A 26,258-nucleotide genomic window follows, 5' to 3' on the forward strand; every position below is an offset into this window, starting at 1 on the left:
CGCGTTTCCCTTGGTCAGCCTTCCACGCCCATGTCCGAGCTCCCTCCTCACGAGCCCTGCGGCCCACCTCCAGCCACCGAGCCGTCTGCCGGCGGCTCCGAGGCCATGCTGCAGACGTTTCTGCAGCAACAGGGGCGTATGGAAAAACAGCTGAGCCGTTGGGTGGCTTGCCGCGCCACGGCTGCTGACCTGGTCCAGGAGCTGTTCATTCGCCTGTGGCGGCGCAAGGATGTGCAGGTCGAAGACCTGGGCCAATACATGATGCGCAGCGCGCGCAATCTGGCCATCGACCATTTGCGCAGCCAACGCAGCCGCCTGCGCACCGAATCGGCGCTGCTGCCCGAGCAGATGGTGGGCGCGCCCAGCGCGGTGGAAGATGGCCACCAGGCCGACCACGATCTGCATCAGGTCGATGCCGCGCTGCGGACACTGCCCGAGCGTACTCGCCACGTGTTCCTGCTCAACCGCATCCATGGCCAGTCCTACAGCGAAATCGCCGGTGCGTTGGGGATCTCCGCCAGCGCCGTGGAAAAGCATATGATGCGTGCCCTGCAGGTCTGCAAAGACAGCATCGACATGGACTCGTCCAGCCGTAACAGCCACCGGAAGGCCCGATCATGACCCCGATCACTCCTGCATCGCGCCAGCAGAGCGAAGACGTCGCCCTGCTGTGGGTCACCCGCCTGGCGGCCGAGCCGGATAACCGGCAACTGGCCGAAGCGCGCTTGAGCCCTCAGGAGCGAGGTGACCTGCAGCGCTGGCTCGACGCCGACACCGGCAATGCGCAGGCCTACGCCCGTGCCCGCCAGTTGTGGCAGCTGACCGCGATGCCGGCGGCGCGTCTGGCTGGCGAAGAAGATGCCGCGCTGCAAGCGATCCTGCGCCGTGGCCGACAGCGACCACGGCGACGCCTGGCGGCGCTGGCGATTGCCGCGAGCCTGCTGTTCGCGGCCGTCTCGATGCTCGCCTGGCAGCCTGAGCGCTGGATTGACAACCTGCAGGCCGACTACTCCAGCGCGCCTGGGCAGCTGCGCACCGTGACCCTCGCCGATGGCAGCGAAGTGACCCTCGACGGCGACAGCGCGCTGGACGTGTCAGTGACCGATTCTGCTCGCAACGTGCACCTGCGCCGTGGGGCGGCGTTCTTCAAGGTTCGCCATACCGGCCAGGCCTTTGTGGTGCACGCTGACACGGGCGAGGTGACGGTGCTCGGGACGCGCTTCGAAGTGCGCCGCGAAGCGCATGGCACTGAAGTCACTGTCGAAGAAGGCCGGGTCGCGGTCAGCCCGTTGCCAGGCATCGGTGCTCAGGTGCTGACCGCCGGCGAACGTATCGACTACCGCGACGGCCACGCCGGCGCCCTGCAAAGCGTCGACCCACAACAGGCCTTCGCCTGGCGCGAGGGCCGCCTGAGCTTTCGCCGCGTGCCACTGGCCGATGCCCTCGCCGTGGTGCAACGCTACTACCCGCAGCGTATCGTGCTACTCGATAGCAGCCTCGGCGCCCGCCCGGTCAGTGGCGAGTTCAGCAGTCAGGATCCGACGGTGGTCCTGGCCGCCTTCCAGGCCGTGCTGGGGTTTTCCCAACAGCGCCTGCCGGGCGGTACCTTGCTGATTCGTTGATGCGTGCGCCTGCGCGTGCAAACCGATACAAAACTGCCAAGGCTGCCGCTATGCCCATCACTGTAAGAAACCTCCTGTCGTTGGCCGTGCTCGTGTTCGCCACCGGAGCCAGCGCCGCATCCGCATCCGCATCCGACCCGCGAGACCAACAGGTGCGCGAGCGCATTAGGGCGGTCATGCAGCAATACGACATCCCCGGCATGGTGGTGGCCATTACCGAGCAAGGCCAACATCGTTTCTACAGCGTCGGCCAGGCGACCCGAGCGCCGGCCACGGCGGTCAGTGCCGATACCCTGTTCGAAGTAGGTTCGGTCAGCAAAACCTTCACCGCCACCCTGGCAGCGGTCGCGCAGATCGAAGGCCATCTGCAACTCCAGGACAGTGTCGGCAAGTATGTCCCGTCGCTGGCAGGTTCAGCGTTTGGCCAGCTACCGCTACTGGCCCTTGCAACCCACACGACTGGCGGCCTGCCCTTGCAGGTGCCCGACTCGATCGGCAGCAATGAACAACTATTGAGTTACCTGAGCGCTTGGCACCCTGAACAGGCGCCAGGCAGTTACCGCACCTACTCCAATATCAGCATCGGCGTGCTGGGTGTGATCGCCGCGCAAACACTCGCCCAGCCCTACGATCATGCCGTGGTGCAGAACATCTTCAAGCCATTGGGCATGCAACACAGCTTTATCGAAGTGCCCGCCAGCCAGCAGCGTTTTTACGCGTTCGGCTACACCAGGGACAACCGTGAAGTACGCGTCAACCCGGGCGTGCTTGCCACTGAGGCCTACGGCGTGAAGACCTCCGCCCGGGACATGCTGCGCTTCGTCGACGCCAATCTCGGCCGCATCGACCCGCACTCGGTACTGGGCCGCGCCATCGCCATGACCCACAGCGGCTACTATCGGGCCGGGCCGTTTACCCAGGCGTTGATCTGGGAGCAATACCCGTCGTCGGCGCCGCTGACAGCATTGGTGGCCGGCAATGCTGGCGAAGTCATCACCCAAGGCCTGCCTGTCACCGCGATCGACCCACCTCAGCCTGCGTCCGCCGCCAGCTGGATCAACAAGACCGGCTCTACCAACGGCTTTGGTGCTTATGTGGCGTTCATGCCCGCACGTCAAAAGGGCATCGTCATCCTCGCCAACAAGAACTACCCCAATGAAGCTCGGGTGCGCCTGGCGTATGCATTGCTCAACTGAATCCACAGGAAGGCCTGCGCGCCACCCACTTGACGCGTGCACATCAATTGTTAATGAGATATATTCGCATTAATTTCCCTGATCAAGAGCTTAGCCCGCGATGCGCTGCCGGTTGCCCTATACCCTGCTGGCACTCTTGCTCAATGGCATCGCGGTAGCGCCCAATGGCTTCGCCGCCGACCTGGGCCAGAGCAGCATTCCGCGCTACGGTTTCGCCCTCCCCGCGCAACCCCTGAGTGACGCCTTGGCCGCCGTCAGCCGCCTGACCGGCCAGAACGTGGTGTATGCCGAGGACCTGCCCTATCGCCTGCAAGCGCCGCCCCTCAAAGGCACTTTCAGCGCCGAAGAAGCCTTGACGCGGCTGCTGGCCGGCACCTCGCTGGCGGTCCAGCGCAGCGACATGCATACCCTGGCGATCAGCGCACCGGCGCCCACGGGCGATAACATCCAGCTGCAGCCCCTGAACATCGATAGCGACCGCCCGCGCGGCTATCAGCCCGATGCCGTGACCCGGATCAGCCACTCCCGCCAGCTCTGGCTGGAACAACCGCAAGCCATCAGCCGCGTCAGTAACGACGTACTGCGCGACCAGCAGCCGCGCAACCTGGACGACGCCTTGCGCCACGTCAGCGGCCTGACCCAGGGCAACACGCTCGGCAGCACCCAGGACACGCTGATCAAGCGCGGCTTTGGTGACAACCGCGACGGCTCGATACTGCGTGACGGCATGCCCGTGGTGCAAGGCCGCAACTTCAACGCCGCCACCGAAAGCATCGAGGTGCTCAAGGGCCCTACCGCCCTGCTTTACGGTATTCAGGACCCTGGCGGGGTCATCAACGTGATCAGCAAGACCCCGCAGCTGCGTGCCCGCAACGAGCTGCAAGGCAAGGCCTCGAGCTTTGCCCAAGGCCGCAATGGCGGCGATGTGACCCTCGACAGCACCGGCCCGCTGTTCAGCGACGCGACCGGCAGCACCGGCCTGGCCTACCGGATGATCATCGATCATCAGGACGAAACCTACTGGCGCAACTACGGCCAGCACCGCGAAACCCTGGTGGCACCGTCCCTGGCCTGGTACGGCGAGGCCGATGAAGTGCAGATCGGCTATGAGCACCGCACCTTCGTCACCCCCTTCGACCGCGGCACGGTGATCAACCCTTCCACCGGCCATATACTCGACATCCCCTATGACCGGCGCCTGGATGAACCCTTCAACGACATGACGGGGGGCTCGGAGCTGCTGCGCCTGAGCTACACCCATCACCTGGACGATGACTGGCAGCTGCGCGCGGCCTACAGCTACAACGAAGAATCCTACGATGCCTATCAAGTGCGCATCAGCGGCGTGAACACCCAGACCGGCACCCTGACGCGGCGCATGGACGGCACCCTGGACTCCATCAGCCGCGACCAGCAAGGCCAGCTCGAGCTGTCCGGCAGCACGCAGCTGTGGGGCCAGGCGCACGACCTGCTGCTAGGCATGAGCAACGAGCACCGGCTCTACTATCGTGGCGATCTGCTGCGCCAGAGCGCCCTGAGCACCTTCAGCTATCTGGACCCGGTGTACGGCCGTGAAGTCGCGCCCACCACTGTCTCGCCCGGCGACAGCGATCAGTCGGACCGCCTGCGCACCAGCGCCTGGTACCTGCGCGACAGTATTCACCTCAATGATCAATGGATCGCCACCCTCGGCGCCCGCGCCCTGGTATACGACCAGTACGCCGGTCGTGGTCGGCCGTTCCATGCCAACACTGACATCAACGGCAGCGCCTGGGTGCCCAGCGCCGGGCTGGTGTATCGCTTCGCCCCGCAGTGGTCCTGGTACGCCAGCTACAGCGAATCGTTCAAGCCCAACTCCAGCATCGCCCCGCTCAATGCTGCCACCACGCAGATCATCGACTCCACCATCCGCCCGGAACAAGCCAAGGCCTGGGAAACCGGCCTCAAATACGAGCGCGATCAAGGCCTCACCGCCAGCCTGGCGCTGTACGACATTCGCAAGCGTAACGTGCTGGTCAGCGAAACCGTCAATGACGAGCCCGTCAGCCGCAACGCGGGCGCTGTGCGCTCGCGCGGCATCGAACTGGAAGCCAGTGGCACCGTCGCCGAGCACTGGGAGCTGATGGCGGCATACTCGTTCACCGACGCCTGGGTCACACGCGACCCGCAGTTGCAGGGAAAGCCGCTGCAGAACGTGCCGCGCCAGAGTGGCTCGTTGTACGCGAGCCGGGATATGGGCAGTTTGATGGGCCTGGGCGACGTGCATATCGGCGGCGGCCCGCGCTACGTCGGCGAGCGCGCCGGTGACGCCGCCAACAGCTTTCGTCTGCCGGCGTATACGGTGACGGACGCCTTCGCGCGGCTGGACACCCATGTAGGGGGGCACAAAATGCAGTTGCAGTTGAACGTGAACAACCTGTTCAACCGCGAGTATTACCCGTCTAGCGTGAGCCAGTACATGGTATCGGTGGGCGATCCACGGCAGGTAGTGTTGTCGAGTAGTGTGGAATTCTGACCAGTGAATGGCGCTGAGGCGTCTGGTCCCTTCCCTGCCGAACTCGCACCCTTGCTGCCACAGATGCATGCCGACAGTTCCAGCTCTGTGGGAGCACAGCTTGCTGGCGAAGAGGCCGGTACAGGTTGCATAAAATCCAGCCTGAATGAAAATTATTCAAACTTTTTACTGAGGTGTTTACCCTCGGTCTCCGTGTAGTGAATGAAAAGCAATCTTGTTCGCACTCACTTCATACGGATCACCACTCATGAAACACCCTGTTGCGATGGCGCCCGGCGCCCTGATGGCGTCACAGTTGGAGATTATCGGGGGCACGCCCTCTCGCTACAGGAGCGCTGCGTGCGCCGCCGGGGTATTGATGCTGGCGCTGGGGCAACCCGTGTGGGCTGCGGACACGCTCGAGATCGGCGCGGTGAATATCGACAGCACCACCGAGCAGACCGCCACCGAGAAAAGTCAGGTCAGCTACCAGGCTGTCAGCTCCACCGTGGCTACCCGCACCGAAACCCCGCTGATCGAAACGCCGCAGTCGGTCAACGTCGTCACCCATCGGGTGATCGAAGACCGCGCCCCGCAAAGCCTGGACGAGGCCATCAACGCGGTCAGCGGCGTCAAACAGGGCAACACCCTGGGCGGCACTCAGGACGCGATCATCAAGCGTGGCTTTGGTACCAACCGCGACAACTCGATCATGCGTGACGGCATGCAATCGGTGAACGCGCGCAACTTCACCCCCACCACCGAACGCGTCGAAGTGCTCAAGGGCCCGGCGTCCATGCTCTACGGCGTTCAGGACCCGGGTGGCGTGATCAACGTGGTGACCAAGAAGCCACAACTGACCCAGGCCAATTCCATCTCTGCCTGGGACACCAGCTTCGGCGGCGGCGGCGCGCAGATCGACAGTACCGGGCCGCTGGGCAACACCGGCCTGGCCTATCGTTTTATCTATGACAAGCAACAATACGATTACTGGCGCAACTTCGGCAGCACCGATCAGGAAGTGATCGCGCCGTCGTTGTCGTGGTTCGGTGAAGACACCACTCTTACCGCCGCCTACGAGCACATGGAGTATTCGGTGCCGTTCGACCGCGGCACGCAGATCAACACCACCACCGGCAAGGTCCTCGACATCCCCCGCTCGCGGCGCCTGGACGAGCACTTCAACATCACTACCGGGCGCTCGGACGCCTTCAACCTCAACGCCGAGCATCGCCTCAACGACGACTGGACCCTGCGCGCCGCGTATGGCTACAGCCGCAACTATTACAATGACCATCAGCAGCGTTACATCTCGGGCAACTTCGTCACCGGCACCATCGTGCGCCGCGGCGACGCCACCCGCGATGCCTTGCAGACCGCTCACACCGCCACCGTCAATGCGCTGGGCAATGTCGAGTTCGCCGGCATGCGTCACGAGCTGCTGGTGGGTGTCGACTACATGAAGAACGACCGCACCCTGGGCGACCTGATGCGCAGCGCCAACGAGAGCTCTTTCAACTACAACGATCCGGTGTACGGCAACGTGCCGGTGCCGAGCACCGTCAGCGCCAAGGACAGCGACCAGACCGACAATCTCAAAACCCACGCGCTCTTCGTACAAGACAACCTGCACCTCAACGACCAGTGGATCCTGCAGGCCGGCCTGCGCTACGACTCATTCACCGAATACACCGGCAAGGGCCGGCCCTTCATCGTCGGTTCCGATCAAGATCGCAGCAAGCTGGTACCGCGCCTGGGCCTAGTGTACCTGATCCGCCCGGACTGGTCGGTGTATGGCAGCTACACCAAGTCGTTCCGGCCTAACACCTCGATCGCCACGCCGATCGGCGACTTGCCGCCCGAGGAAGGCACGTCCTACGAGGTGGGCACCAAGTTCCAGAACGACAAGGTCACCGCCACCCTGGCGGTGTTCAATATCGTCAAAAAGAACGTTCAGACTAGCGAAACCTGCGGCCCCGAGACTTGCACCCGGGTCGGCGGCGAAGCGCGCTCGCGCGGTGTCGAACTGGACGTCACCGGCCAGCTCAGCGCCGCCTGGAGCGTGACCGGCAGCTATGCCTACACCGACACCGAATGGACCGAAGACCCGATCCTCAAGGGCACCCCGCTGGACGGCGTGTCGAAAAACACCGCCGCGCTGTACCTGACCCGCGACTTCGGACAGGTCGGCATCGGCAATCTGCGCGCAGGCTTCGGCGGGCGTTACATGAGCAAATGGGGGGTCAACGACGGCGCAACGGGCGCAGCCAACCACGAGTACTACCTGCCTGAAGCCAAGGTCGCCGATGCCTTCGTCGCCTATAAGCTCAAGGTCGAGCACAAGGATGTAACCCTGCAGCTCAACGTCAAGAATCTCTTCGACGAAACCTACTACGTCAGCAGCAGCGGCCTTGGCTCGCCCGCCATCGTGATCGGCGAACCGCGCCAGGTCATCGGCAAAGTGACCGTGGCCTTCTGATGCCTGCCTATTTGAAAGGACCCTGCATGCCCGTTACCCTGCTGCGCGCACTGGCCTTGGCCACGGGCGCCCTGCTCGCCGGCCACGCCAGTGCGGCTAGGCCACCCGTGCTCGATGCCGGATTGAGCGACTACCAGCCACAAAGCCTGAGCCCCACGGCAGGCGCCTCGTATCTGGACGCCACAGGTGCCATCCGCATTGGCGGCGCCGAACACGTGAACTACATCGTCGAGCGCTTCAACACGGCGCTGGCCACGGCGCATCCGGGCTGGCGTTTCGTCAACGAATCCAAGGGCACCACCAGTGCCGTGCCATTGCTGACCCACGGCGTAACGCTGTTCGGTGCCATGGGCCGTGGCATCAATGAGCTGGAAACCAGCGCCTACCGCAAGATCGTCGGCACCGCGCCGCTGGAAATCCGTATCGCCTATGCAGCCAACGACACCTCCCAGCACCTGGCCACGTCGCTGGCGGTGTATGTCAACCGTGCCAACCCGCTGGCTCAGCTCAGCGCGCTGCAGGTGACCCGCGCCTTGAGCGTCGGCAACCCTGAGGGCGACCTGTCGACCTGGGGCCAACTGGGCCTCGCGGGCGAATGGCGCCTGCGCCGCATTCATCCATACGGCACGCCTGAATTCACCGGCTTCGGTACCTACATGCAGGCCGCCCACCTGCGGGGCCGGCCGTTGACTCCGGGCTATGAGGCCTATGGCAACACCGAGGCAATCCTCGAACGCCTGGCCGCCGACCCCGCCGGCCTGGCCGTGGCCGCCATCGGCCTGGAGAACGCGCACATCAAGCAACTGCCGATCGCTGACGCCAGTGGCGCGCTGACCACCGGCACCCCGGCGCAAGTGCGCGACGGCCGATACCCTTATGGCCGTTACTTGTATCTGTACCTGCGCCGCGAACCCGGCAAGGCCATCGACCCGGCGGCCCGTGAATACCTGCGTTTTGTGCTGTCGCGTCAAGGCCAGCAGATCATCGCCGCCCAGCCCAAGGGGTATTTCCCGTTGAGCGCAGCGGATGCCCGTGCCGAATTGGCCAAACTGGATGAGGTAGCACCGCAATGATGGGCCCTGCATTGATCAAATCGACCCGACGCGCCGCCGCCCGCTTCGCCTTGCTGGCGCCCCTGCTGATCGCCGCGCCACTGGGCGCAGGTGCGGCGCACGCTGAAGACTTTCGCGTACCCGCCAAAGCAAGCTACGTGACCCGCGACGGCGCCATCGCCATTATCGGCAACGACGGTATGCAGCCGCTGATCGAGCAGCTCGATGCGCTGTTCATCCAGCAGCACCCGGGATTGCGTTTTGCCGTGCGCGGCGAAGGCTCCTCAGTCGGCCTGCCGGCCCTGACCGCAGGCGCCACGGCAATCGCGCCGCTGTCGCGGGAACCCTGGCTGGGCGATATGCACGGCTATGAGCAGGTGTTCGGGCGCAAGCCGCTGGACATCCGCATCGGCTATTCCGGCTGGGGCCCGCGGGACAGCGGCAAGACGCCACCGGCCGTGTATGTGCACCCGGACAACCCCTTGGCGCAGTTGAGCCTGCAGCAGCTGGCGCAGGTGGTGACCGCCGGGCAGGCAGCAGGCGATATCAACACCTGGGGCCAGTTGGGGCTGACCGGCGACTGGGCGGCGCGGCGCATCCATGTGTACGGCCTGCGCGACGATGGCGGATTTGCCACCAATCAGCGGATGGATCGCTTTGGCGGCTTGCCGTTCAGCGTCCACTACGAGGCATTGGACAGCGTCGCCCAGGTGCTCAAGGCAGTGGCCGGCGACAGTCATGGCATCGCCCTGACCGGCTGGGCCAGCACCGGCAAACTCGCGCCGGGCTTGCGTTTGGTGGCGTTGAGCACGGCCCCGGGACAGGCGGCCCATGGCCCGGCCTATGACGAGGTGGCCAGCGGCGCCTATCCGTTGTCGTCGTACTTGCACTTGTTCGTCAATGCCACGCCGGGGCAGCCGCTGGAGCCGTTTATCAAGGCGTACCTGCAAGTGGCGTTGAGCGACGAGGGTCAAGCGCTGGTGAGGGCTCAGCGTGATACCGCCGAGGGGTATGTGCCGTTGAGTGCCGAGGAGCTGGCGACAGAGCGCGAGAAGCTGAAGGGGTTGTAGCCCTGCAGCGAGGGGGCATGCCCCCTCGCTGCATTGAGGTGCCGGGTTACTAAGCCAGTTCGCCCAGATCGGCAGCATTGAAAGGCTTGAGGCTCTCACGGTCGCCATCTCGGACCTTGGCGACCCAGCGCGGATCGCTGAGCAACGCGCGGCCAACGGCGATCAGGTCGAATTCGTCCTTTTCCATACGCTTGACCAGCTTGTCGAGACTGGTCGGCTGCGAGCTCTCCCCGCCAAACGCGGCCATGAAGTCTCCGGACAACCCCACCGAACCCACGCTGATGGTCGCCGCACCGGTGAGCTTTTTCGCCCAACCGGCGAAGTTCAGCCCTTCTTCACCGTCCAGCTCCGGAAATTCCGCTTCCCAGAAGCGTCGCTGCGAGCAATGCAGAATATCCACCCCGGCTTCGACCAGAGGCACCAGCCAGTCGGTCATGGCCTGCGGTGTGGTGGCCAGGCGTGCGGCGTAGTCCTGCTGCTTCCATTGGCTCAGGCGCAGGATGATCGGGAAGTCCTCGCCCACCGCGGCACGCGTGGCCTTGACCACCTCGGCGGCAAACCGCGAGCGCTCCTTGATGGTTGCGCCGTTGAAATGATCGGTGCGCTGGTTGGTGCCGCCCCAGAAGAACTGGTCGATCAGGTAACCGTGGGCACCGTGGATTTCAACGGTATCGAAACCCAGGCGCTGCGCATCGGCAGCAGCTTTGGCGTAGGCGGCGATGGTGTCGGCGATGTCTTCGTCAGTCATGGCGGCGCCACGCGGAGTATTCGGGGCCACCAGGCCTGACGGGCTTTCGATGCCGTGCGACGGGGTCCAGTCGGTGAGGAAGCTGGCCACCGCGCCGACGTGCCAGATCTGCGGGGCCATCTTGCCGCCAACCGCATGCACCTCGTCGATCACCTGCTGCCAACCGGCCAGGGCCGCTTCGCCGTGGAAAAACGGAATGCCAGGGTCGTTACGCGAAGCTGGACGATCAATGACCGTACCTTCAGACAGTATCAAGCCGACGTCGCTTTCGGCACGACGGCGGTAATAGGCGGCGATGTTGGCATCCGGCACGCCTTCGGGGGCGAACGAACGCGTCATCGGCGCCATGACGATGCGGTTCTTCAGGGTCAGCGACTTGAGCGTGAAAGGCTTGAACAACGGATCGAGGCTGGATTGGCTCACGGTTGAAAGCTCCAGTGGAAATGAACGCCCATAGTATAAGATGTATACCTGATATCAATCAGGCACCGAAAAGCTATCAGGTATACCCGAGGAAACCCGTCATGCCCGCCGATCAAAATGAACACGTCGAACGCAAGGTGTTTCGCGCCGATTGCTCCAGCCGCTTGCTGCTGGAGCAGATCGCCGATAAGTGGTCGGTCCTGATCCTCGCGGCGCTGTGCCCGCAGCCCTTGCGGTTCAACGAAGTCCGCCGACGACTCGATGGCATCACACAGAAGGCCCTGACCCAGGCCCTGCGGCGCCTGGAGCGCAGCGGGATCGTCGCGCGGCGAGTGATTCCCAGCTCGCAGGTCGCGGTGGAGTACAGCATCACGCCACTGGGCCGGACACTGGAAGAGCCGTTTCGGGCGTTGTATCACTGGACGGTGAATCATTCAGAGCAAGTGCTGCAGGCGCAGCAGGCGTTTGATGAGCGGGTGCTGGAAACCACTGACTGAACCCGACGCTTGTAGCGAGGGGGCTTGCCGCCGATCCGATCCCCCAGATACCCCCGGGTGCCAGGCCGATTTCCGGGGGCAAGCCTGCGCGTTACAGGAGCGGGATCCTACTTGGCCAGCTCAGCCTCGATCGCCGCCAGCAGCTGCGGATCGTGGGCAGCGATGTCCGGAGTAAAGCGCCCGACCACGTCGCCGGTGCGGCTGATCAGAAATTTTTCGAAGTTCCACTGCACTTCCGGCACGGGACGTACCGGGATGCCCTTGCCAGTCAGACGTTCACGCCATGGCCCTTCGCCAACCGCGTCCGGTCTGGCCGCCGTGAGCGCCTGATACAGCGGATGCTTGTCTTCATCCACTACCGAGATCTTCGAGAACAACGGGAATTTAACGCCGTAGGTCAGGCTGCAGAAAGCCTTGATCTCGTCCTCGGTGCCGGGCTCTTGCGCCTTGAAGTCGTTAGCCGGGAAGCCAAGCACTTCCAGCCCTTGCGCATGTTTTTCCTCATAGAGCTTTTCGAGGCCTTCGTATTGCGCCGTCAGACCACACTTGGACGCCACATTGACCACCAGCAGTACCTTGCCGGCATAGGCTTGCAGGGTTTGTGGGGCGCCGTCGATGGTGGTCAAGGGGATGGTGTAAAGGTTGCTCATGCTCAGCTCCAGAAGAGAAGTCGGGCAACCACTGTAATGACCACGGGCAGCCCCTACAATCAAATGTTCCCGCACTGCCCCTCCTCACGTCAGGCCTGGCGCGGCTGATCGTCATCGCTGAGGCGCTGGGCATCATGCAACTCCATCGGGCTGCCGAGCAGAAAGCCCTGGATCCGATGCACGCCCAAGGCTCGCAAGGCATCCAGTTCACCGGTAGTTTCCACCCCTTCGGCGATCACCGTGCTGTCGGTTTCACGGGCGAAAGCGATCAGTGCCGACGCCATGGCGCGCAAGATTGGATCTTGATCGATGCCGCGGGTCAGACTCATGTCGAGCTTGATCATGTCGGGGGCCAGCTTGACGATATGGCGCATGCTGGCGAAACCGGCGCCGGCATCGTCAATGGCCAGGCGCACACCCGCACGACGCAGGTTGACCAGCGCCGTTTGCAGGCGTTCGTAATCGGAGATGACCGCATGCTCGGTGATTTCCAACACGATGCGCCGCGCCGAATAACCGTGCAGCAACGGCGTCAGGCGGCCGCTGAAGATCAACTGCGGCGAGCAGTTGACACTCACATAGATGTTATCAGGCAAGCGCGACAGCCCCAGCAGCGCCAACTCGATGGCCCGGCACTCGAGCTCGAGCCCCAGGCCGGCTTCCGTCGCGTCCTGAAACCACAGGTCCGGCGTGCGCGCGGTATCGCTGGTGAATCGCGACAGCGCCTCCCAGCCGCCGATGGCCAGGGTCCTGGCGTCGAAGATCGGCTGATAGACGATCGAGGGTTGAAACTCCTGCAGCAGCGCGCTGATCCTGCGGTGCTTGATGGTCCGCTCGCTGACCGCCTTGAGGTCCAGCTCGAGCTGCTCGGTGACCAGCTCGGCGAAGGCACGCATCACCTGCATGTCGCGGTCGCTCAAACTCTGGTCGGGGGCGAAGCCGAAGCAGCAAAAGGTGCCATACAAGTTGCCGTCACTGAGGTAGATCGGCACGCTCATGTGCGAGCCGATCGGCAGTGCGGCGGTTTCCGGCAGGCTCATCGCCAACGGCACCTGGGAGGTGTCGGCGATCAGTTCGGGCAATGCGCCGTCGACGACGCGCTGGCAGTAGCCCACTTCCAGCGACAGCACATCGCCCTGCTTGATGGGCGAAATACCCTCGGCATCGACATGCATGAACACCCGGTCGGCACTGCGAAAACGCGAAACGAAGGCGACATCCATGCCCAGATGCTTGCGCAGGGAGCGCAGGACCCGTTCGATATGACCGGAATCGGCATCGACGGTATCTTTTAGGCTGATCAGTTCGGCGAGTTGAACGGCTGACATTCCATTGACCTCCAGTGGCCTGCGACTACAGATAAAACACGCGGGTATAGGGGGAGCACTGCTCTCAGATTAGCAGTATTGTGTAACGCCGGCGAATCAACTGCCGAACGGCCGTCAATTATCTGACTAATGGCCACCCCGTCGATATGCGAAGGATTTCGGCCGGGTAATGGATAAAAACAGTGACCTGCCTCGTGCTAGCGCGAATGCATGCCTACACTCAGGGCTGAGTCTATTGGTACACCGGATAAGGGATGTCTATGAAACGACTAGCAGCGACGGGACTCTGCTGCATTCTGGCAGGCTGTAACACAGGTCAATTTACCGAGGGGCAAAGCAGCAACTTTCCGGTTCAGGTCACGCAGATGAACGCGTCGGTCGACAGCGCGACCGACAGCGTCGATGTTGCGGTGGCGGTCAAGAACGCTTCGGCGGTGGCAATCCGCTCCATCACACTGGTCATCACGCCTTACGATGTCGCTGGCAAACGCACCTCGGCGCCCGGTGGCGAAGTCACCTTCAGTGCGCCGCTCAAGTCCGGCGACAGTATCGGTCCGCAAACTTTCAACCATGTGTGGCAGGGCTCCGATGTACGCTGCATCGAGGTCAGGCTGATCAAGGTCACGCTGATGGACTACTCCATGTCGAGCATCAACGGCCATGCGGCCAATAACTTGGTGGCCAATAACAGCCGGCGTGAATGCCATAGCAGTGGCGACGACTGAATTGAGGCGTGTATCAACCATGATACTCGCTGGATACTCGATTTCACTTGCCTGACACCGGGTGCAGCGATGAGCATCGCGCACCTTTTTCTACCTGTGTGAGTCATGCGAATGAAAGTCCTCTCTGCCTTGGCCTTGGCGTTGTCCCTGGCAAGCACTGGCGCCCTCGCCAATGAAGTGGTGGGCGCGGTGGTCGGTGGAGCTGCCGGTGCCGTGGTGGGTAATCAGGCCGCCGGCACTCAGGGCGCTGTAGTCGGTGCGGTGGCCGGCGGCGTGCTGGGCGCAGTGGTGTCGAACCTGCTGGATGAGGGTCACGGCGGCGGCCATCACGATCATCATGAAGAGCGCGGCCGCGGCCCCGAGATGCGTGGCCCAGGTGGACCCGGCGGCGAGCACTTTCACGATGATCGTCGCGGCCCGCCCGGTGACGGACCACGCTGATCCTCAGAGCCTGAGTCCATTTGCCATTGCAGTCGCTGCAGCGCTTTGGAAGGCCTGCATTCAAGTCAGAAGACCACTTGCAAGATCCCCTGACGGCACTCTTTCAAGGCCATCTTGATGCTGTCATGGGCCTCGGCAATCCGAGCAGTCGGGCCAACGACCGAAACTGCATAGTGGCCCTGATCGATCGGCAGGCTGGTCGACACTGAACCGACCCCTGTCCTGTGCTCCCCCGCATCATAGGCGAAGCCCTCACGGCGAACTGCGGCGAGCTCGACCAGCAATTGCTCCAGCGTCCGCGTCATGGGTGTCATCTGTTTCATCTTGCCGGTCAGCATCTCGATCACCGCGTCATCGCTCATCGATGCCAGCACCACCTTGCCTGCCGACGACGCATAGACCGTCAGGAAGGTCCCCGAACCAGGCGCCACGCGCAGCTCCTGATGCGACACCACTGAATGCAGGATCAACATTTCCAGGCCATTGGCGTGGGTCAGCACTGCGGTTTCACCGGTCTGGTGCGACAGGGCCTCGAGGAACGCCCGGGCGCGGTGGGTGATGTCCAAGTGGCTGCGCGCGGCCAGGCGCATCAGCGCAGGCCCAAGACGCACGCCGCCTGCGCCGCGCACCTCGAGCAACTGCTCGAGCGCCAGGGCATCGACCAGCCGTTGTACGGTGGAACGCGGTAACTCGATACGCTTGGCTATCTCCCCCAGGCTCAGCCCCTTGGGCTCATCTTCAAGACTGCGCAGGATAGACGCCGCGCGCGAAATCACTTGAATGCCACTGCGCTCTGCATCATCGGAACTCATCTGCCTTGCTCCCTGTATCGCTGATCGGTACACTGCACCGAATTCTAGCCCATTTTGTGTTCGGCACTGCCAGTTTATTTCAGCAGGCTGCCTGTCGAGCCCCCCCTTGCGATGAAACCCCTGTCATGAGTCCGCCTCCTGCTCCACCCGCCCCTGCGCCTTTTACCTGGCGCCTGGCCCTTGGCCTTGTCGGGGTGCTGATCGCTGCCCTGACCTCAGGCATCAACGACCGCGTCACCGACATCGCGCTGATCGATCTGCTTGGACATTTCGGCCTGGGCCATGACCAAGGCACGTGGATCAGCACCGCCTACGCCGCCGCTGAAGTCTCGGCGATGCTGCTGGCACCATGGTTTGCGGTGACCTTGTCGCTGCGCCGCTTCGCTATCGTCGTCACCTTGCTGTTCGTCACTTTCGGCATGCTCTGCCCCTTTGCTCCCAACGTCGCCAGCCTGGTGACCTTGCGCGTGCTGCAGGGCCTCGCCGGCGGCGCGCTGCCGCCGCTGTTGATGACGGTGGCGCTGCGCTTTCTGCCTTGGCATATCAAACTGTACGGTTTGTCGGCCTATGCGCTCACCGCCACCTTCGGCCCCAACCTGGCGCTGCCCTTGGCCGCACTGTGGACCGAAGGCGCCGACTGGCGCCTGGTGTTCTGGGAGATCGTACCGGCCGGTTTGCTGGGCGCCGCGTTGATCGCCTTCGGTTTGCCCCAGGACCCGGTCCGCTTTGAACGCTTCAAGCAGTTCGACTGGCGCGGTGCGCTGCTCGGCGCCGGTGGTTTGAGCATGCTGATCGTTGCCCTGACGCAAGGCGAACGCCTCGATTGGCTGGAGTCACCGCTGATCGCCTGGCTGCTGCTGGGCGCCGCGGCGTGCGTGCCACTGTTTGTGCTGAACGAGTGGTTCCATCCGCTGCCGATCTTCAAGATCCAGCTGCTGGAACGGCGCAACTTCGCCTACGGCGTACTGACCCTGATGCTGTTTTTGTTCGTGGGCCTGGCCGGCACCGCCATTCCGACCGCCTACCTGACGAGCGTACAGGGCTATCGACCGCTGCAAAGCATGCCGCTGGCACTGAGCATCGGCTTGCCGCAATTATTGCTGGCGCCGCTGGTGGCGACCCTGATCAACCGCAACTGGGTCGACGCCCGCTACGTGATCGCCACCGGCCTGGTGCTGCTGACGGTCGCCTGCCTGGGCGGCGCGCAGTTGACCGATGACTGGAACCGCGACAATTTCTATTGGCTGCAGGCAATTCATGCGGTAGCGCAGCCCATGATCGTGGTGCCCTTGCTGATGCTGGCCACCGGCGTGATCCATCCGATGGAAGGACCGTTCGCCTCGGCCATGGTCAACAGCATGCGCGGCCTGGCCTCGGTACTGGCCAGCGTCGCCCTGGAAAACTTCATCACTGCCCGTGAACATTTTCATTCCAACGTGCTGCTCGACCAGCTCGGTAACCGTCACAGCCTGGTCGCACCGTTGCTGGACAGCAACACCGCACAAATGGCCGCCCGGGTGCATCGACAGGCCCTGGTGCTGACCTACGCCGACGCGTATATGGCCGTACTTGTAGTGATCGCCCTCCTGGCATTGGTGTTGTTGATCCTGCCCAAGCGCGCCCTTCCCCCGCAACCCCCGATTCCCACGTGAGCCCTCGTCTGATGAAACATAGAACCGCTGTCTCCCTGGTCAGCCTGGCCGTCGTCCTGTGCGTCGGCTATGGCGCCTTCCACCTGCTGCGCAGCGATGCCCGGCAAAGCACCGACGACGCCTATATCAGCGCCGACTCGGTATTGATTGCCCCGCGTATCGCCGGCCAGCTGAGCGAAGTGGCCGTCGAAGACAACCAGCGGGTCAAGGCCGGTGATCTGCTTGCACGCCTGGACGACGGCGATTACCTCGCAGCCCAGGCCGCTGCGGCGGCGACCCTGGCCGGGACCCGCGCCGAGCTGAAAAACCTCGACGCCAGCATTGCCCGTCAGGCCGCAATCATCGATCAGGCCGCGGCGGCCACCCGCGCCAGCAGCGCCTCACTCAAATACGCCCAGGCCAACGCCCAGCGTTATCGCAACCTGTCGAGCAGCGGTGCCGGCACCCAGCAGGAAAGCCAGCGCTCGGATGCCGAACTGCAAGGCGCCGAAGCCGCCCGTGATCGCGACGCTGCGGCGCAGGTAGCAGCGGCGCGCAGCCTGGATGTGCTCAAGGCCCAGCGCGAAGTGGCCCAGGCCACCGTCGATCACGCTCAGGCCGCACTGCGCCAGGCGGATCTGAACGTCGGCTACACGCGCATCACCGCGCCGCAGGACGGCATGATTGGCCAGCGCTCAGCGCGGGCGGGTGCCTACGTGCCGGTCGGCACGCCGCTCATGGCAGTGGTTCCGCTGGACCAGATCTACGTGGTGGCCAATTTCCGCGAAACCCAGCTGGCCGACATGCGCGCCAATCAAACCGTGAGCATCCATGCCGACAGCCATCCGGATCAGCTCTTCAAGGGCCATCTGCAAAGCCTGTCGCCTGCCACCGGTTTGAGCTTTTCGGCGATTGCCCCGGACAACGCCACGGGCAACTTCACCAAGATCGCTCAGCGCATTCCGGTAAAAATCATCTTCGAACCCGGTCAGCAGCATATGGATGCCCTGCGCGTGGGCATGTCGGTGGTGGTCGATGTCGACACTCGCGAGGGCCAGTGACATGCGTCGTCTTGCCCTGTTATTGAGTGTCGCCAGCCTCGCCGCGTGCAGCGTCGGGCCGGATTTCGTCAAGCCGACGCCCGCGCTGCCCAGCCAATGGCAGGCCGACAAGGCACAGGCCGCACCAGTGGATCGCCAGTGGTGGCAGCTGTTGGGCGATCCGCAGCTGACGGCGCTGATCGAGCGCGCGGCCAAGGCCAACCTCGATATTCGCACCGCCAGCAACCGCCTGGATCAGAGCCGCAACAGCCGCCAGATCAGCGCGGCGGCGCAGCTGCCAGGGGTGAGTGGCACGGGTAGCTATCAGCGGGCTCGCAACAGTGGGGTGGGCCTCAATGACCCGTCCTTCGAGGACGGCAAGGCGCCCTATGAACTGTGGAACAGCACCGTCGATGCCAGTTGGGAAGTCGATCTGTGGGGCCATGTGCGCCGCAGCCTGGAAGCCGCCGACGCCGAGATCGCCCTCACCCAGGCCGAGCGCGATGGCGTGGTGCTGAGCATTACCGCGCAGATGGCCGATGACTATGTGCGCCTGCGCGGTGTTCAGGCGCGCCTGGACGTGGCCCGGCAAAACCTCGAGATCGCCCGCCAGAACCAGACGCTAACCCAGACGCGCTTTGAAAACGGTGTGACCACCAACCTGGACACCGCCAACGCAGCGGCTGCGGTCGAAACCATCCAAGCGACGCTGCCGATGCTGGAGGCCGAACAAGCGCGCCTGATCAATGCCATGAGCTTCCTGCTGGGGGCCGAGCCCGGCGCCTTGCACGCCCAATTGCAGACCCCCAAGGCGATCCCCCATGCGGCGCCTGACGTGCCCCTGGGCCTGCCCTCGGAGCTGGCGCAGCGGCGCCCCGATATCCAGCGCGCCGAGGCGGCCCTGCACCGCGCCACAGCGGCCATCGGGGTGGCCAAGGCGGACTTCTATCCGCGCATCAGCCTGGGCGCCAGCGTCGGCTTTCAGGCGCTGGACGGCAGTGATCTGGGCAGCTGGAATTCCCGTGACTGGTCCTATGGACCCAGCCTGTATCTGCCGATCTTCCAGGGCGGCCGCCTGACCGGCACCCTGGCCTTGCGCGAGCATCAGCAGCAGGCCGCAGCGATCGATTACCAACGGACGGTCCTGGCCGCCTGGCATGAAGTGGACGACGCGCGCACCGACTACGCCGCCGAGCAGCAGCATTATGCGGCGTTGAATCGCGCGGTCGAGCAGAACCAGCTCGCACTGAGCACCGCTCGCCAGCGCTACAAGGAGGGCGCGATCGACTTTATCAACGTGCTGAATGTGCAACGGGCATTGCTGGAGACGCAAAGCGCACTGGTGGGCAGTGCGACCCAGGCGGCGCTGGATCGAGTGCAGTTGTACAGGGCGCTGGGTGGGGGCTGGCCGCAAGCGTTGCGCTGAGGCTGACGGCCTCTGCGCCATCACCCTCTCAGCTCTCGCGCACCATCAACTCGAACCCCAGGTCCTGCACCTGGGGCTCGCCGGGCTTGTGATCCAGCAGGTCCAGCAGCTTCTGCGCCGCGTGCCGGCCAATGGCGGCGCGCGGCGTACGGATCGAGGTCAACCGCGGCACCACGTGGGCCGAGGCCGGCAAATCGTTGAAACCGATCATCGCCACCTGCTGCGGCACCGCAACGCCCTGACGCGAGGCTTCATAGATCGCCCCGTGTGCCAGGTCATCGTTGCAAAAGAACAGCCCATCGACCTGCGGGTGCTCGCGCAGCACCCTGGCGAACATCTCGCCGCCCAGGCCAATGGACGATGGCAACGGCGACATGAACTCCAGTGCCGGGTCATAACAGCCGGCATCGCGCAGGGTCTGCCGGAAGCCCTCGGCGCGTTGCATCACGCGGGGATCCAGTTGCGCCGCGACGTAGCCGATATGCCGGCGCCCGCGCTCAAGCAGATAGCTGGCGGCCACCTGCCCGGCCTGTTGCTGGGAAAACCCCACGCACGGCGCGTCGCTCTGGGCCTGCAACTCCATCATGTGCACACACGGCACCCCGCTGGCCGCCAGCATGCGCCGCGACGCCTCGGTGCGATCGAAGCCGGTCAGCAGAAAACCGCGCGGCTGATAGGCCAGGTAGTTGCGGATGAGGTTTTCCTCGGCGCCGACATCGTAGTGGAAATTGCCGATCAGCACTTCCAGGCCACGGCCATGCATGACCTGGTGAATGGCTTCGAGGGTATCGATGAACAGCTGGTTGGACAGCGACGGGATAAGCACCACGATCGATTGGCTCTGGGCGCTGGCCAGCGCGCGCGCCGCCGTGTTGGCCACGTAACCCAGGCTGGCCGCGGCCTGCTGGACCTTGGCCACCAGCTCGGGCGCGACAGTAGGCACGCCACGCAAGGCGCGCGAAGCGGTGATGGGCGAAACGCCAGAGAGCTTGGCCACCTCGCTGAGCGTAGGACGACCGGTGGTACGGGTGCCGATTCGGGTCATGATTTTTGTTTTTTTCGACTTGCAAGGACGGGGAACGGGCACTAAGGTAGCGCTGTCTCAGCGTAGTGGCAATATTGCTTTGTAACGCGCTGCTACGCTGCGCGGATAATCGAATATAACAACGTTGCACAAACTACATTAATAAAATCAAGGGCATGGCGAACCTCGACACCTTTTGCGGTGATCGACGACGGCAATGACCCCCCTGGAGGTACCGATGGTTTCCCCTCTTTCCGCGATCGTGGTCATGGGCGTGTCAGGTTGCGGTAAAAGCAGCGTCGGCGCCGAAATTGCCAAAGTCAGCGGCGGTCACCTGATCGAAGGTGACAGCTTTCACCCTGCTGCCAATATCGAAAAAATGAGTGCTGGCCACCCGCTGGATGATACCGACCGTGCCGGTTGGCTCACCAAGCTGGGCGAAGAGCTCGCGCGCTGCGTCAAAGCCGGTGATCGCCCCATCCTGACCTGCTCGGCATTGAAGAAGTCCTACCGCAAGACACTGCGCGACGCGGTGCCCAACCTGGGTTTCGTGTTCCTCGAGCTGACGCGCAGCGATGCCGCCTACCGCGTGTCGCACCGCCCAGGCCATTTCATGCCCGCCAGCCTGATCGACAGCCAGTTCGCCACGCTCGAGTCACCGACAGGTGAACCCCTGACGCTGACCGTCGACGCGTCAGTGCCTATCCCCGACATCGCCGTGCAGGTCGACCACTGGATCGACGACCTCGGTGCACCGACCCTGACCCGTACGGCTTGAAACGCGCATGTGTGGGGTTGCAAAGACAGCGCTACCCCACATTGATCGGCCTTGAAAAAAACCACAAACAAGATGAGGCATTGAGTCCATGTTTGGATTAGCGAACGACACGTACCTGCTGCTGGATGCAATGGTGACCATTATTGGCCTGATCCTGCTGATCACCTGGGCCAAGGTTCACCCTTTCGTGGCCTTGACCATCGCCGCCGGCTTTTTGGGCCTGACCTCCGGCATGCCGGTGGCCAAGGTGATGAAATCCTTCCAGGACGGCTTCGGCGGCGTACTGGGCTTTGTCGGTATCGTGCTGGCGCTGGGCACCATGCTCGGCAAGCTGATGGCCGACTCGGGCGGCGCCGACCAGATCGCGCAAACCTTGATCCGCAAGTTCGGCAAGCAGAACATCCATTGGGCAATGATGTTCTCGGCGTTCCTGGTGGGTATCCCGCTGTTCTTCGAAATTGGCTTCGTGCTGCTGATCCCGCTGGTGTTCATCGTCGCGCGGCGCTCAGGCGTATCGCTGGTGAAAATCGGCATTCCGCTGCTCGCCGGCCTTTCCGTAGTCCACGGCCTGGTGCCGCCGCACCCGGGGCCGCTGCTGGCCATCGGGGTGTTCGGTGCCGACATTGGCAAGACCATCCTTTACGGCCTGATCGTCGCCCTGCCGACTGCCATCGTCGCCGGCCCGATCTACGGTAACTGGATTTCCAAGCGCATTCCGGGCAACCCGTCCACCGAACTGATGGACCAGATCGCCAAGGAATCGACCCACGAAAACCTGCCAAGCTTCAGCATCACTCTGATCACCATTCTGTTGCCGGTGTTCCTGATGCTGCTCAAGACCTTCGCCGATATCATCCTGCCGGCCGATCATATCTTCCGGCAGTGGATGGACTTTCTCGGTCACCCGATCACCGCGTTGTTGGCGGCGTTGCTGTTGGCCTTCTACACCTTTGGTTCGGCGCGCGGGTTCAGCCGTCAAGCAATCATGAAGATGCTCGACCAGAGCCTGGCGCCTACCGCAGCCATCGTGCTGATCGTGGGTGCGGGTGGCGGCTTCAAGCAGATGCTGGTGGACACCGGGGTCGGTAACATCATCGGCCACATGGCGGTGCAGGCCGAGATTTCGCCGATCCTGCTGGCGTGGCTGGTGGCTGCGGTGATTCGCGTGGCCACAGGTTCGGCGACCGTAGCGACCATCACGGGCGCCGGTATCGTCGCCCCGGTGGTTGGTTTGATCCCGGGCGTCAACCGCGAACTGCTGGTACTGGCGACCGGCGCTGGCTCGGTGATCCTCTCCCACGTCAACGATGCGGGTTTCTGGCTGGTCAAGCAGTACTTCAACATGACCGTGGCTGAAACGTTCAAGACCTGGAGCATGATGGAGACCATCCTCTCGGTGGTGGGCATCATCCTGATCATGCTGTTGTCGCTGGTGGTCTGATACACCACATCCCCTGCCGGGAGGAGGTTCTGCCTGCGAGACCGTTAAAGGCTTTGCAGGCAGAGCCGCTCTCACAGGCATCAGCTGAGAAACATCCGATACGCCGGGTTATCGCTCTCATCCCAATAGCGATAACCCAGTTGGCTCAGCGCCTGCAGCAATTGCCCCCGCGCCCCGGGCGCCACCTGTAACGCCACTAACACCCGCGCATCCGCCGAACCATGATTGCGATAGTGGAACAGGCTGATATTCCAGCGCTCGCCCAATGCCTGCAAGAACGTCAGCAAAGCCCCCGGCCGCTCGGCGAATTCGAAGCGCAGCAAACACTCCTCACCGTTATGCAGGGCGTGGCCACCCACCGTATGGCGCAGGTGCGCCTTGGCCAGCTCGTCGTCGGTCATGTCCAGCACCGCAAAGCCCTGCTGGCCCAGGCTCTTGAGCAATTGCGCGCGGGGATCGTGCTGCGGGTGGGTCTGCACGCCGACGAACAGATGCGCGGCGCGATCACTGTGATAACGGTAATTGAACTCGGTGATCTGGCGTTTGCCCAACGCTTGGCAGAAGCGCTGGAAGCTGCCGGGGCGCTCGGGGATGGTCACGGCGATGATCGCCTCGCGCTGTTCGCCCACTTCGGCCCGTTCGGCCACATGCCGCAGGCGATCGAAATTGACGTTGGCGCCGGAATCGATGGCCACCAGCGTTTGGCCGGTTACCCCGTAACGCGCCACATAACGCTTGATGCCGGCCACACCCAGCGCGCCTGACGGCTCGGTGATCGAGCGGGTATCGTCATAGATGTCCTTGATGGCCGCGCACAGTTCATCGCTGCTGACCGTGATCACTTCATCCACCAGATGCCGACACAGCGCGAACGGGTGCTCGCCGATCTGCGCCACTGCCACGCCATCGGCAAAGCTGCCGACCTGGGGCAACACCACCCGCTCCCCTGCCGCCATCGCCATCTGCAGGCAATTGGAATCATGGGGCTCGACCCCGATCACTTTGACCTCCGGGCGCAGATACTTGACGTACGCGGCGATGCCCGCGATCAAGCCACCGCCACCCACCGGCACGAAGATCGCGTCCAGCGCGCCAGGCTGCTGGCGCAGGATCTCCATGGCCACGGTGCCCTGGCCGGCAATCACGTCGGCGTCATCGAAGGGCGCGACAAAGGTGTAGCCCTGTTCCGCCAGTTTGAGCGCGTGGGCCAACGCCTGAGGGAAGGCATCGCCTTTGAGCACCACCTGGCCACCGCGCGAACGCACGCCTTCGATCTTGAGCGACGGCGTGGTGGTGGGCATGACGATGATCGCCTCGATACCTAGCTCCCGTGCCGCGAGCGCCACGCCCTGGGCATGATTGCCGGCCGACGCAGTGACCACCCCCTGCGCGCACTGCTCGGCGGTCAGTTGCGCCAACTTGTTGTAGGCGCCGCGAATCTTGAAGGAGAACGTGGGCTGCAGGTCTTCGCGCTTGAGCAGCACCTGATTGCCCAGACGTTCGGACAGCGCCGGGGCGGCATGCAGCGGCGTTTGCACGGCAACGTCATAGACCGGCGCGGCGAGGGTTTTTTTCACGTATTCGGCAAGCAGCGGTGCCAGCGCCGCGGCCGGCACCAGCGCCGGGCGAAAAAGCGGCTGGGATGGCGTCTGGGTGGCGTCGGTGCGGGTGGCGAGGGTAGTGGGCATGCAGGTCTCCGGGTTTCGGTACGCCCAGAGACAGAGAAAAAACCCGCCTCTTGGGCGGGTTGGGTGCAGATGAGCGCTAGCCCGCCAAGTGAGGAATGGCGGTAATAATAATGTTGGCGGCAAACATCGGCGTGTTCAGGTTCATGGCAAGGAAACTAACCCGTAGCGTGGGCAGTCGTCAACCACTCGTCGCCTCAATGGCACCTGCGACGCGCGGCGGCAGCCCAACTGCAAGAGACCCTAATAACGGAGATCGACCATGATACGCACTTCGTTCACTGCCCTGACCTTCGCCCTGGCGATGGCGGGCTGCAGCATCGGCGCCCAGGCCGACGACAGCACCGGCCCGACTAATCCGGCGCCCAAGGGCACCAATCCGTCCACTGTCGGTGTGCCTGCCGGTACCAGCCAGGGCATGCCCAACGGTAATACTGATGGCTCGGCGACTACCGGCTCGGCCGGCAGTAGCGGTGCCAACATTACCCCGCAGAAATCCGGCAATCCGGAGGGCAGTTCGATGGGTGGCCAGACGAACAAAGCCAACAGCGCCGGCGATGATGACGACGACGATGACGACGCCAAATAACCGCACGGGAGATCAGCATGAGCACTCAAACGCCAACTCCGAATGAAGACACGCCACGTACGCCCTCCGATCCAGCGGCTGGGCGCAACGACCCGGCGATCGACCCGGATGGCAAGCTGCCTGAGGGTAGCGAGACCACCAGTGGCGCGGGCGACGACAAGGCCAAGGATAATGCCTTCAGCCCGGATTTCGCACCTGAACCCGATCCGGACAAGAGCAAGCCGGGTGTCGCCAAGGATGCCGATATCGATACAGACGGCGGTTAGCCCCAGCGCCCCCGGCCGTGCCCCCAGACCCTGTAGCGAGGGGGCAGCCCTGCGGCGCCGAAAAATCTTCGCCCCATCGGAAATTGCAGGGCGGCAGGGATTTTTCGGGGGTAACCTCCCTTGCCACACTCTCAGGCATGTCAATTTCCTTCAATACCGCCCTCCTCTCACCTCGCTAAGGTCAGCCCTCCTCTGGCTATCTGGCGATCCCCCGCATGACTCTGTTGCTCTCGATGGCCGCCTTCGCGCTGGTCTCGTCCATCACCCCTGGCCCCGTCAATCTAGTCGCGCTCGGCAGCGGCGCTCGCCACGGCCTGCGCGCCACACTGGCGCATATCACCGGCGCCACGGCCGGGTTCACCTTGCTCTTGGTACTGATAGGTATGGGGCTGTACGAGGTACTCATCCGCTGGCCATTGTTGACCACCGGCATTCGCCTGGCCGGCGTGCTCTACCTGCTCTACCTGGCCTGGAGACTCGCCACTGACAACGGCCGGCTGCAGGCGCACGGCACCTCGCCGCGCCCCACCTTGCTCGGCGGCGCAGCCATGCAATGGCTCAACCCCAAGGCCTGGCTGGCCAGCTTGGCGGGCATGGGCGCCTTCGCCGCCGATGGCGACAGTGGTACGGTGAGCCGCTTTGCGTTGATCTACTTTGTGGTGTGCTTTGTCTCGATCGCCTGCTGGGCGGTGGCCGGCACCTACCTGCAGCGTCACCTCGACAAGGCGGCGGGTGTGCGCCTGTTCAATCGGGTGATGGCGGTGCTGCTGACGCTGTGTGCGGCGGGGTTGCTGGTGGAGTAGCAAGCGTTCAGTGACAGTGTCGCTGGGTTTCATGGTCT

24 protein-coding genes are annotated in these 26,258 nt (G+C 63.6%); 18 read left to right on the plus strand and 6 right to left on the minus strand.

The window, feature by feature from the left end; genetic code table 11:
• Window positions 1-30 precede the first annotated feature (30 nt).
• The 7 genes from REH34_RS01925 to REH34_RS01955 all read left to right on the plus strand — a co-directional run bounded on the left by REH34_RS01925 (window position 31) and on the right by REH34_RS01955 (window position 9,913).
• On the plus strand, window positions 31-621 hold the full coding sequence (locus tag REH34_RS01925; RefSeq protein WP_409373302.1) for an RNA polymerase sigma factor: 591 nt from the start codon (window positions 31-33) through the stop codon (window positions 619-621).
• Window positions 618-1,622: a FecR domain-containing protein gene (locus REH34_RS01930; RefSeq protein ID WP_311970544.1), complete on the plus strand. Its 1,005-nt coding sequence runs from the start codon at window positions 618-620 to the stop codon at window positions 1,620-1,622. Before REH34_RS01925 ends, REH34_RS01930 begins: the two co-directional genes overlap by 4 nt.
• A 50-nt stretch (window positions 1,623-1,672) precedes the next feature.
• Entirely contained in the window at window positions 1,673-2,818 is a 1,146-nt protein-coding gene (gene ampC / locus REH34_RS01935; RefSeq protein WP_311970545.1) for a class C beta-lactamase, read from the plus strand.
• 100 nt (window positions 2,819-2,918) lie between these two features.
• Complete coding sequence (locus tag REH34_RS01940) at window positions 2,919-5,333, plus strand: TonB-dependent receptor (protein WP_311970546.1); 2,415 nt, start codon at window positions 2,919-2,921, stop codon at window positions 5,331-5,333.
• A 358-nt stretch (window positions 5,334-5,691) separates the two neighbouring features.
• Window positions 5,692-7,791 (plus strand): TonB-dependent siderophore receptor, encoded by a 2,100-nt coding sequence (locus tag REH34_RS01945; RefSeq protein ID WP_311972029.1) that lies wholly within the window; start codon window positions 5,692-5,694, stop codon window positions 7,789-7,791.
• Between the two features lie 26 nt (window positions 7,792-7,817).
• Entirely contained in the window at window positions 7,818-8,864 is a 1,047-nt protein-coding gene (locus tag REH34_RS01950) for a substrate-binding domain-containing protein (RefSeq protein WP_311970547.1), read from the plus strand.
• A complete protein-coding gene (locus REH34_RS01955; protein WP_311970548.1) occupies window positions 8,861-9,913 on the plus strand; it encodes a substrate-binding domain-containing protein in 1,053 nt (350 codons plus the stop codon). The genes REH34_RS01950 and REH34_RS01955 overlap by 4 nt, the downstream gene beginning before the upstream one ends.
• A gap of 49 nt (window positions 9,914-9,962) precedes the next feature.
• On the opposite strand, the gene REH34_RS01960 is transcribed toward REH34_RS01955, so the two are convergent.
• A complete protein-coding gene (locus tag REH34_RS01960) occupies window positions 9,963-11,084 on the minus strand; it encodes an NADH:flavin oxidoreductase (protein WP_311970549.1) in 1,122 nt (373 codons plus the stop codon).
• A gap of 101 nt (window positions 11,085-11,185) precedes the next feature.
• Here REH34_RS01960 and REH34_RS01965 point away from each other — a divergent pair, with 101 nt between their 5' ends.
• Entirely contained in the window at window positions 11,186-11,581 is a 396-nt protein-coding gene (locus REH34_RS01965) for a helix-turn-helix domain-containing protein (RefSeq protein ID WP_226504554.1), read from the plus strand.
• A 107-nt stretch (window positions 11,582-11,688) separates the two neighbouring features.
• Here the strand turns inward: REH34_RS01965 and REH34_RS01970 are convergent, their stop codons facing one another.
• Both REH34_RS01970 and REH34_RS01975 read right to left on the minus strand, forming a co-directional pair.
• Window positions 11,689-12,231 (minus strand): glutathione peroxidase, encoded by a 543-nt coding sequence (locus REH34_RS01970; RefSeq protein WP_311970550.1) that lies wholly within the window; start codon window positions 12,229-12,231, stop codon window positions 11,689-11,691.
• An 89-nt stretch (window positions 12,232-12,320) separates the two neighbouring features.
• Window positions 12,321-13,559, minus strand: a complete 1,239-nt coding sequence (locus REH34_RS01975; RefSeq protein ID WP_226504556.1) for an EAL domain-containing protein — start codon at window positions 13,557-13,559, stop codon at window positions 12,321-12,323.
• A gap of 365 nt (window positions 13,560-13,924) precedes the next feature.
• On the opposite strand from REH34_RS01975, the gene REH34_RS01980 reads away from it, so the two are divergent.
• Window positions 13,925-14,284: a hypothetical protein gene (locus REH34_RS01980; RefSeq protein ID WP_311970551.1), complete on the plus strand. Its 360-nt coding sequence runs from the start codon at window positions 13,925-13,927 to the stop codon at window positions 14,282-14,284.
• Between the two features lie 111 nt (window positions 14,285-14,395).
• Window positions 14,396-14,725, plus strand: a complete 330-nt coding sequence (locus REH34_RS01985; RefSeq protein ID WP_311970552.1) for a glycine zipper domain-containing protein — start codon at window positions 14,396-14,398, stop codon at window positions 14,723-14,725.
• A gap of 65 nt (window positions 14,726-14,790) precedes the next feature.
• On the opposite strand, the gene REH34_RS01990 is transcribed toward REH34_RS01985, so the two are convergent.
• Entirely contained in the window at window positions 14,791-15,537 is a 747-nt protein-coding gene (locus tag REH34_RS01990) for an IclR family transcriptional regulator (RefSeq protein WP_226504559.1), read from the minus strand.
• Between the two features lie 125 nt (window positions 15,538-15,662).
• On the opposite strand from REH34_RS01990, the gene REH34_RS01995 reads away from it, so the two are divergent.
• Genes REH34_RS01995 through REH34_RS02005 form a run of 3 tightly spaced genes read left to right on the plus strand, consistent with a single transcriptional unit; the run spans window position 15,663 to window position 19,634 of the window.
• Window positions 15,663-17,189, plus strand: a complete 1,527-nt coding sequence (locus REH34_RS01995) for an MFS transporter (protein WP_311970553.1) — start codon at window positions 15,663-15,665, stop codon at window positions 17,187-17,189.
• An 11-nt stretch (window positions 17,190-17,200) separates the two neighbouring features.
• On the plus strand, window positions 17,201-18,229 hold the full coding sequence (locus REH34_RS02000) for an HlyD family secretion protein (RefSeq protein ID WP_311970554.1): 1,029 nt from the start codon (window positions 17,201-17,203) through the stop codon (window positions 18,227-18,229).
• 1 nt (window position 18,230) lies between these two features.
• The gene (locus REH34_RS02005) at window positions 18,231-19,634 is read left to right on the plus strand and encodes an efflux transporter outer membrane subunit (protein WP_311970555.1); all 1,404 of its coding nucleotides are present in this window, start codon (window positions 18,231-18,233) and stop codon (window positions 19,632-19,634) included.
• Between the two features lie 28 nt (window positions 19,635-19,662).
• On the opposite strand, the gene REH34_RS02010 is transcribed toward REH34_RS02005, so the two are convergent.
• On the minus strand, window positions 19,663-20,679 hold the full coding sequence (locus REH34_RS02010) for a LacI family DNA-binding transcriptional regulator (RefSeq protein ID WP_226504563.1): 1,017 nt from the start codon (window positions 20,677-20,679) through the stop codon (window positions 19,663-19,665).
• Between the two features lie 217 nt (window positions 20,680-20,896).
• Here REH34_RS02010 and REH34_RS02015 point away from each other — a divergent pair, with 217 nt between their 5' ends.
• On the plus strand, window positions 20,897-21,436 hold the full coding sequence (locus REH34_RS02015) for a gluconokinase (RefSeq protein ID WP_311970556.1): 540 nt from the start codon (window positions 20,897-20,899) through the stop codon (window positions 21,434-21,436).
• Between the two features lie 88 nt (window positions 21,437-21,524).
• Window positions 21,525-22,877 carry a GntP family permease gene (locus REH34_RS02020; protein ID WP_311970557.1) on the plus strand — a complete coding sequence of 451 codons (1,353 nt, stop codon included), beginning with the start codon at window positions 21,525-21,527 and terminating at the stop codon, window positions 22,875-22,877.
• An 80-nt stretch (window positions 22,878-22,957) separates the two neighbouring features.
• On the opposite strand, the gene ilvA is transcribed toward REH34_RS02020, so the two are convergent.
• The gene (ilvA, locus tag REH34_RS02025; RefSeq protein ID WP_409373303.1) at window positions 22,958-24,469 is read right to left on the minus strand and encodes a threonine ammonia-lyase, biosynthetic; all 1,512 of its coding nucleotides are present in this window, start codon (window positions 24,467-24,469) and stop codon (window positions 22,958-22,960) included.
• 355 nt (window positions 24,470-24,824) lie between these two features.
• On the opposite strand from ilvA, the gene REH34_RS02030 reads away from it, so the two are divergent.
• The 3 genes from REH34_RS02030 to REH34_RS02040 all read left to right on the plus strand — a co-directional run bounded on the left by REH34_RS02030 (window position 24,825) and on the right by REH34_RS02040 (window position 26,220).
• Window positions 24,825-25,151: a hypothetical protein gene (locus REH34_RS02030; protein WP_311970558.1), complete on the plus strand. Its 327-nt coding sequence runs from the start codon at window positions 24,825-24,827 to the stop codon at window positions 25,149-25,151.
• Between the two features lie 17 nt (window positions 25,152-25,168).
• On the plus strand, window positions 25,169-25,417 hold the full coding sequence (locus tag REH34_RS02035) for a hypothetical protein (protein WP_226504567.1): 249 nt from the start codon (window positions 25,169-25,171) through the stop codon (window positions 25,415-25,417).
• A gap of 215 nt (window positions 25,418-25,632) precedes the next feature.
• Entirely contained in the window at window positions 25,633-26,220 is a 588-nt protein-coding gene (locus REH34_RS02040; RefSeq protein ID WP_311970559.1) for a LysE family translocator, read from the plus strand.
• Window positions 26,221-26,258 lie beyond the last annotated feature (38 nt).

Source organism: Pseudomonas baltica (genome assembly GCF_031880315.1).
Classification (GTDB): Bacteria; Pseudomonadota; Gammaproteobacteria; order Pseudomonadales; family Pseudomonadaceae; genus Aquipseudomonas.

Coding starts and splice junctions, on each gene's coding strand:
- REH34_RS01925 (WP_409373302.1), top strand. CDS start 31: ATGTCCGAGCTCCCTCCTCACGAGCCCTGCGGCCCACCTCCAGCCACC.
- REH34_RS01930 (WP_311970544.1), top strand. CDS start 618: ATGACCCCGATCACTCCTGCATCGCGCCAGCAGAGCGAAGACGTCGCC.
- ampC (WP_311970545.1), top strand. CDS start 1,673: ATGCCCATCACTGTAAGAAACCTCCTGTCGTTGGCCGTGCTCGTGTTC.
- REH34_RS01940 (WP_311970546.1), top strand. CDS start 2,919: ATGCGCTGCCGGTTGCCCTATACCCTGCTGGCACTCTTGCTCAATGGC.
- REH34_RS01945 (WP_311972029.1), top strand. CDS start 5,692: ATGCTGGCGCTGGGGCAACCCGTGTGGGCTGCGGACACGCTCGAGATC.
- REH34_RS01950 (WP_311970547.1), top strand. CDS start 7,818: ATGCCCGTTACCCTGCTGCGCGCACTGGCCTTGGCCACGGGCGCCCTG.
- REH34_RS01955 (WP_311970548.1), top strand. CDS start 8,861: ATGATGGGCCCTGCATTGATCAAATCGACCCGACGCGCCGCCGCCCGC.
- REH34_RS01965 (WP_226504554.1), top strand. CDS start 11,186: ATGCCCGCCGATCAAAATGAACACGTCGAACGCAAGGTGTTTCGCGCC.
- REH34_RS01970 (WP_311970550.1), bottom strand. CDS start 12,231: ATGAGCAACCTTTACACCATCCCCTTGACCACCATCGACGGCGCCCCA.
- REH34_RS01975 (WP_226504556.1), bottom strand. CDS start 13,559: ATGTCAGCCGTTCAACTCGCCGAACTGATCAGCCTAAAAGATACCGTC.
- REH34_RS01980 (WP_311970551.1), top strand. CDS start 13,925: ATGAACGCGTCGGTCGACAGCGCGACCGACAGCGTCGATGTTGCGGTG.
- REH34_RS01985 (WP_311970552.1), top strand. CDS start 14,396: ATGAAAGTCCTCTCTGCCTTGGCCTTGGCGTTGTCCCTGGCAAGCACT.
- REH34_RS01990 (WP_226504559.1), bottom strand. CDS start 15,537: ATGAGTTCCGATGATGCAGAGCGCAGTGGCATTCAAGTGATTTCGCGC.
- REH34_RS01995 (WP_311970553.1), top strand. CDS start 15,663: ATGAGTCCGCCTCCTGCTCCACCCGCCCCTGCGCCTTTTACCTGGCGC.
- REH34_RS02000 (WP_311970554.1), top strand. CDS start 17,201: ATGAAACATAGAACCGCTGTCTCCCTGGTCAGCCTGGCCGTCGTCCTG.
- REH34_RS02005 (WP_311970555.1), top strand. CDS start 18,231: ATGCGTCGTCTTGCCCTGTTATTGAGTGTCGCCAGCCTCGCCGCGTGC.
- REH34_RS02010 (WP_226504563.1), bottom strand. CDS start 20,679: ATGACCCGAATCGGCACCCGTACCACCGGTCGTCCTACGCTCAGCGAG.
- REH34_RS02015 (WP_311970556.1), top strand. CDS start 20,897: ATGGTTTCCCCTCTTTCCGCGATCGTGGTCATGGGCGTGTCAGGTTGC.
- REH34_RS02020 (WP_311970557.1), top strand. CDS start 21,525: ATGTTTGGATTAGCGAACGACACGTACCTGCTGCTGGATGCAATGGTG.
- REH34_RS02030 (WP_311970558.1), top strand. CDS start 24,825: ATGATACGCACTTCGTTCACTGCCCTGACCTTCGCCCTGGCGATGGCG.
- REH34_RS02035 (WP_226504567.1), top strand. CDS start 25,169: ATGAGCACTCAAACGCCAACTCCGAATGAAGACACGCCACGTACGCCC.
- REH34_RS02040 (WP_311970559.1), top strand. CDS start 25,633: ATGACTCTGTTGCTCTCGATGGCCGCCTTCGCGCTGGTCTCGTCCATC.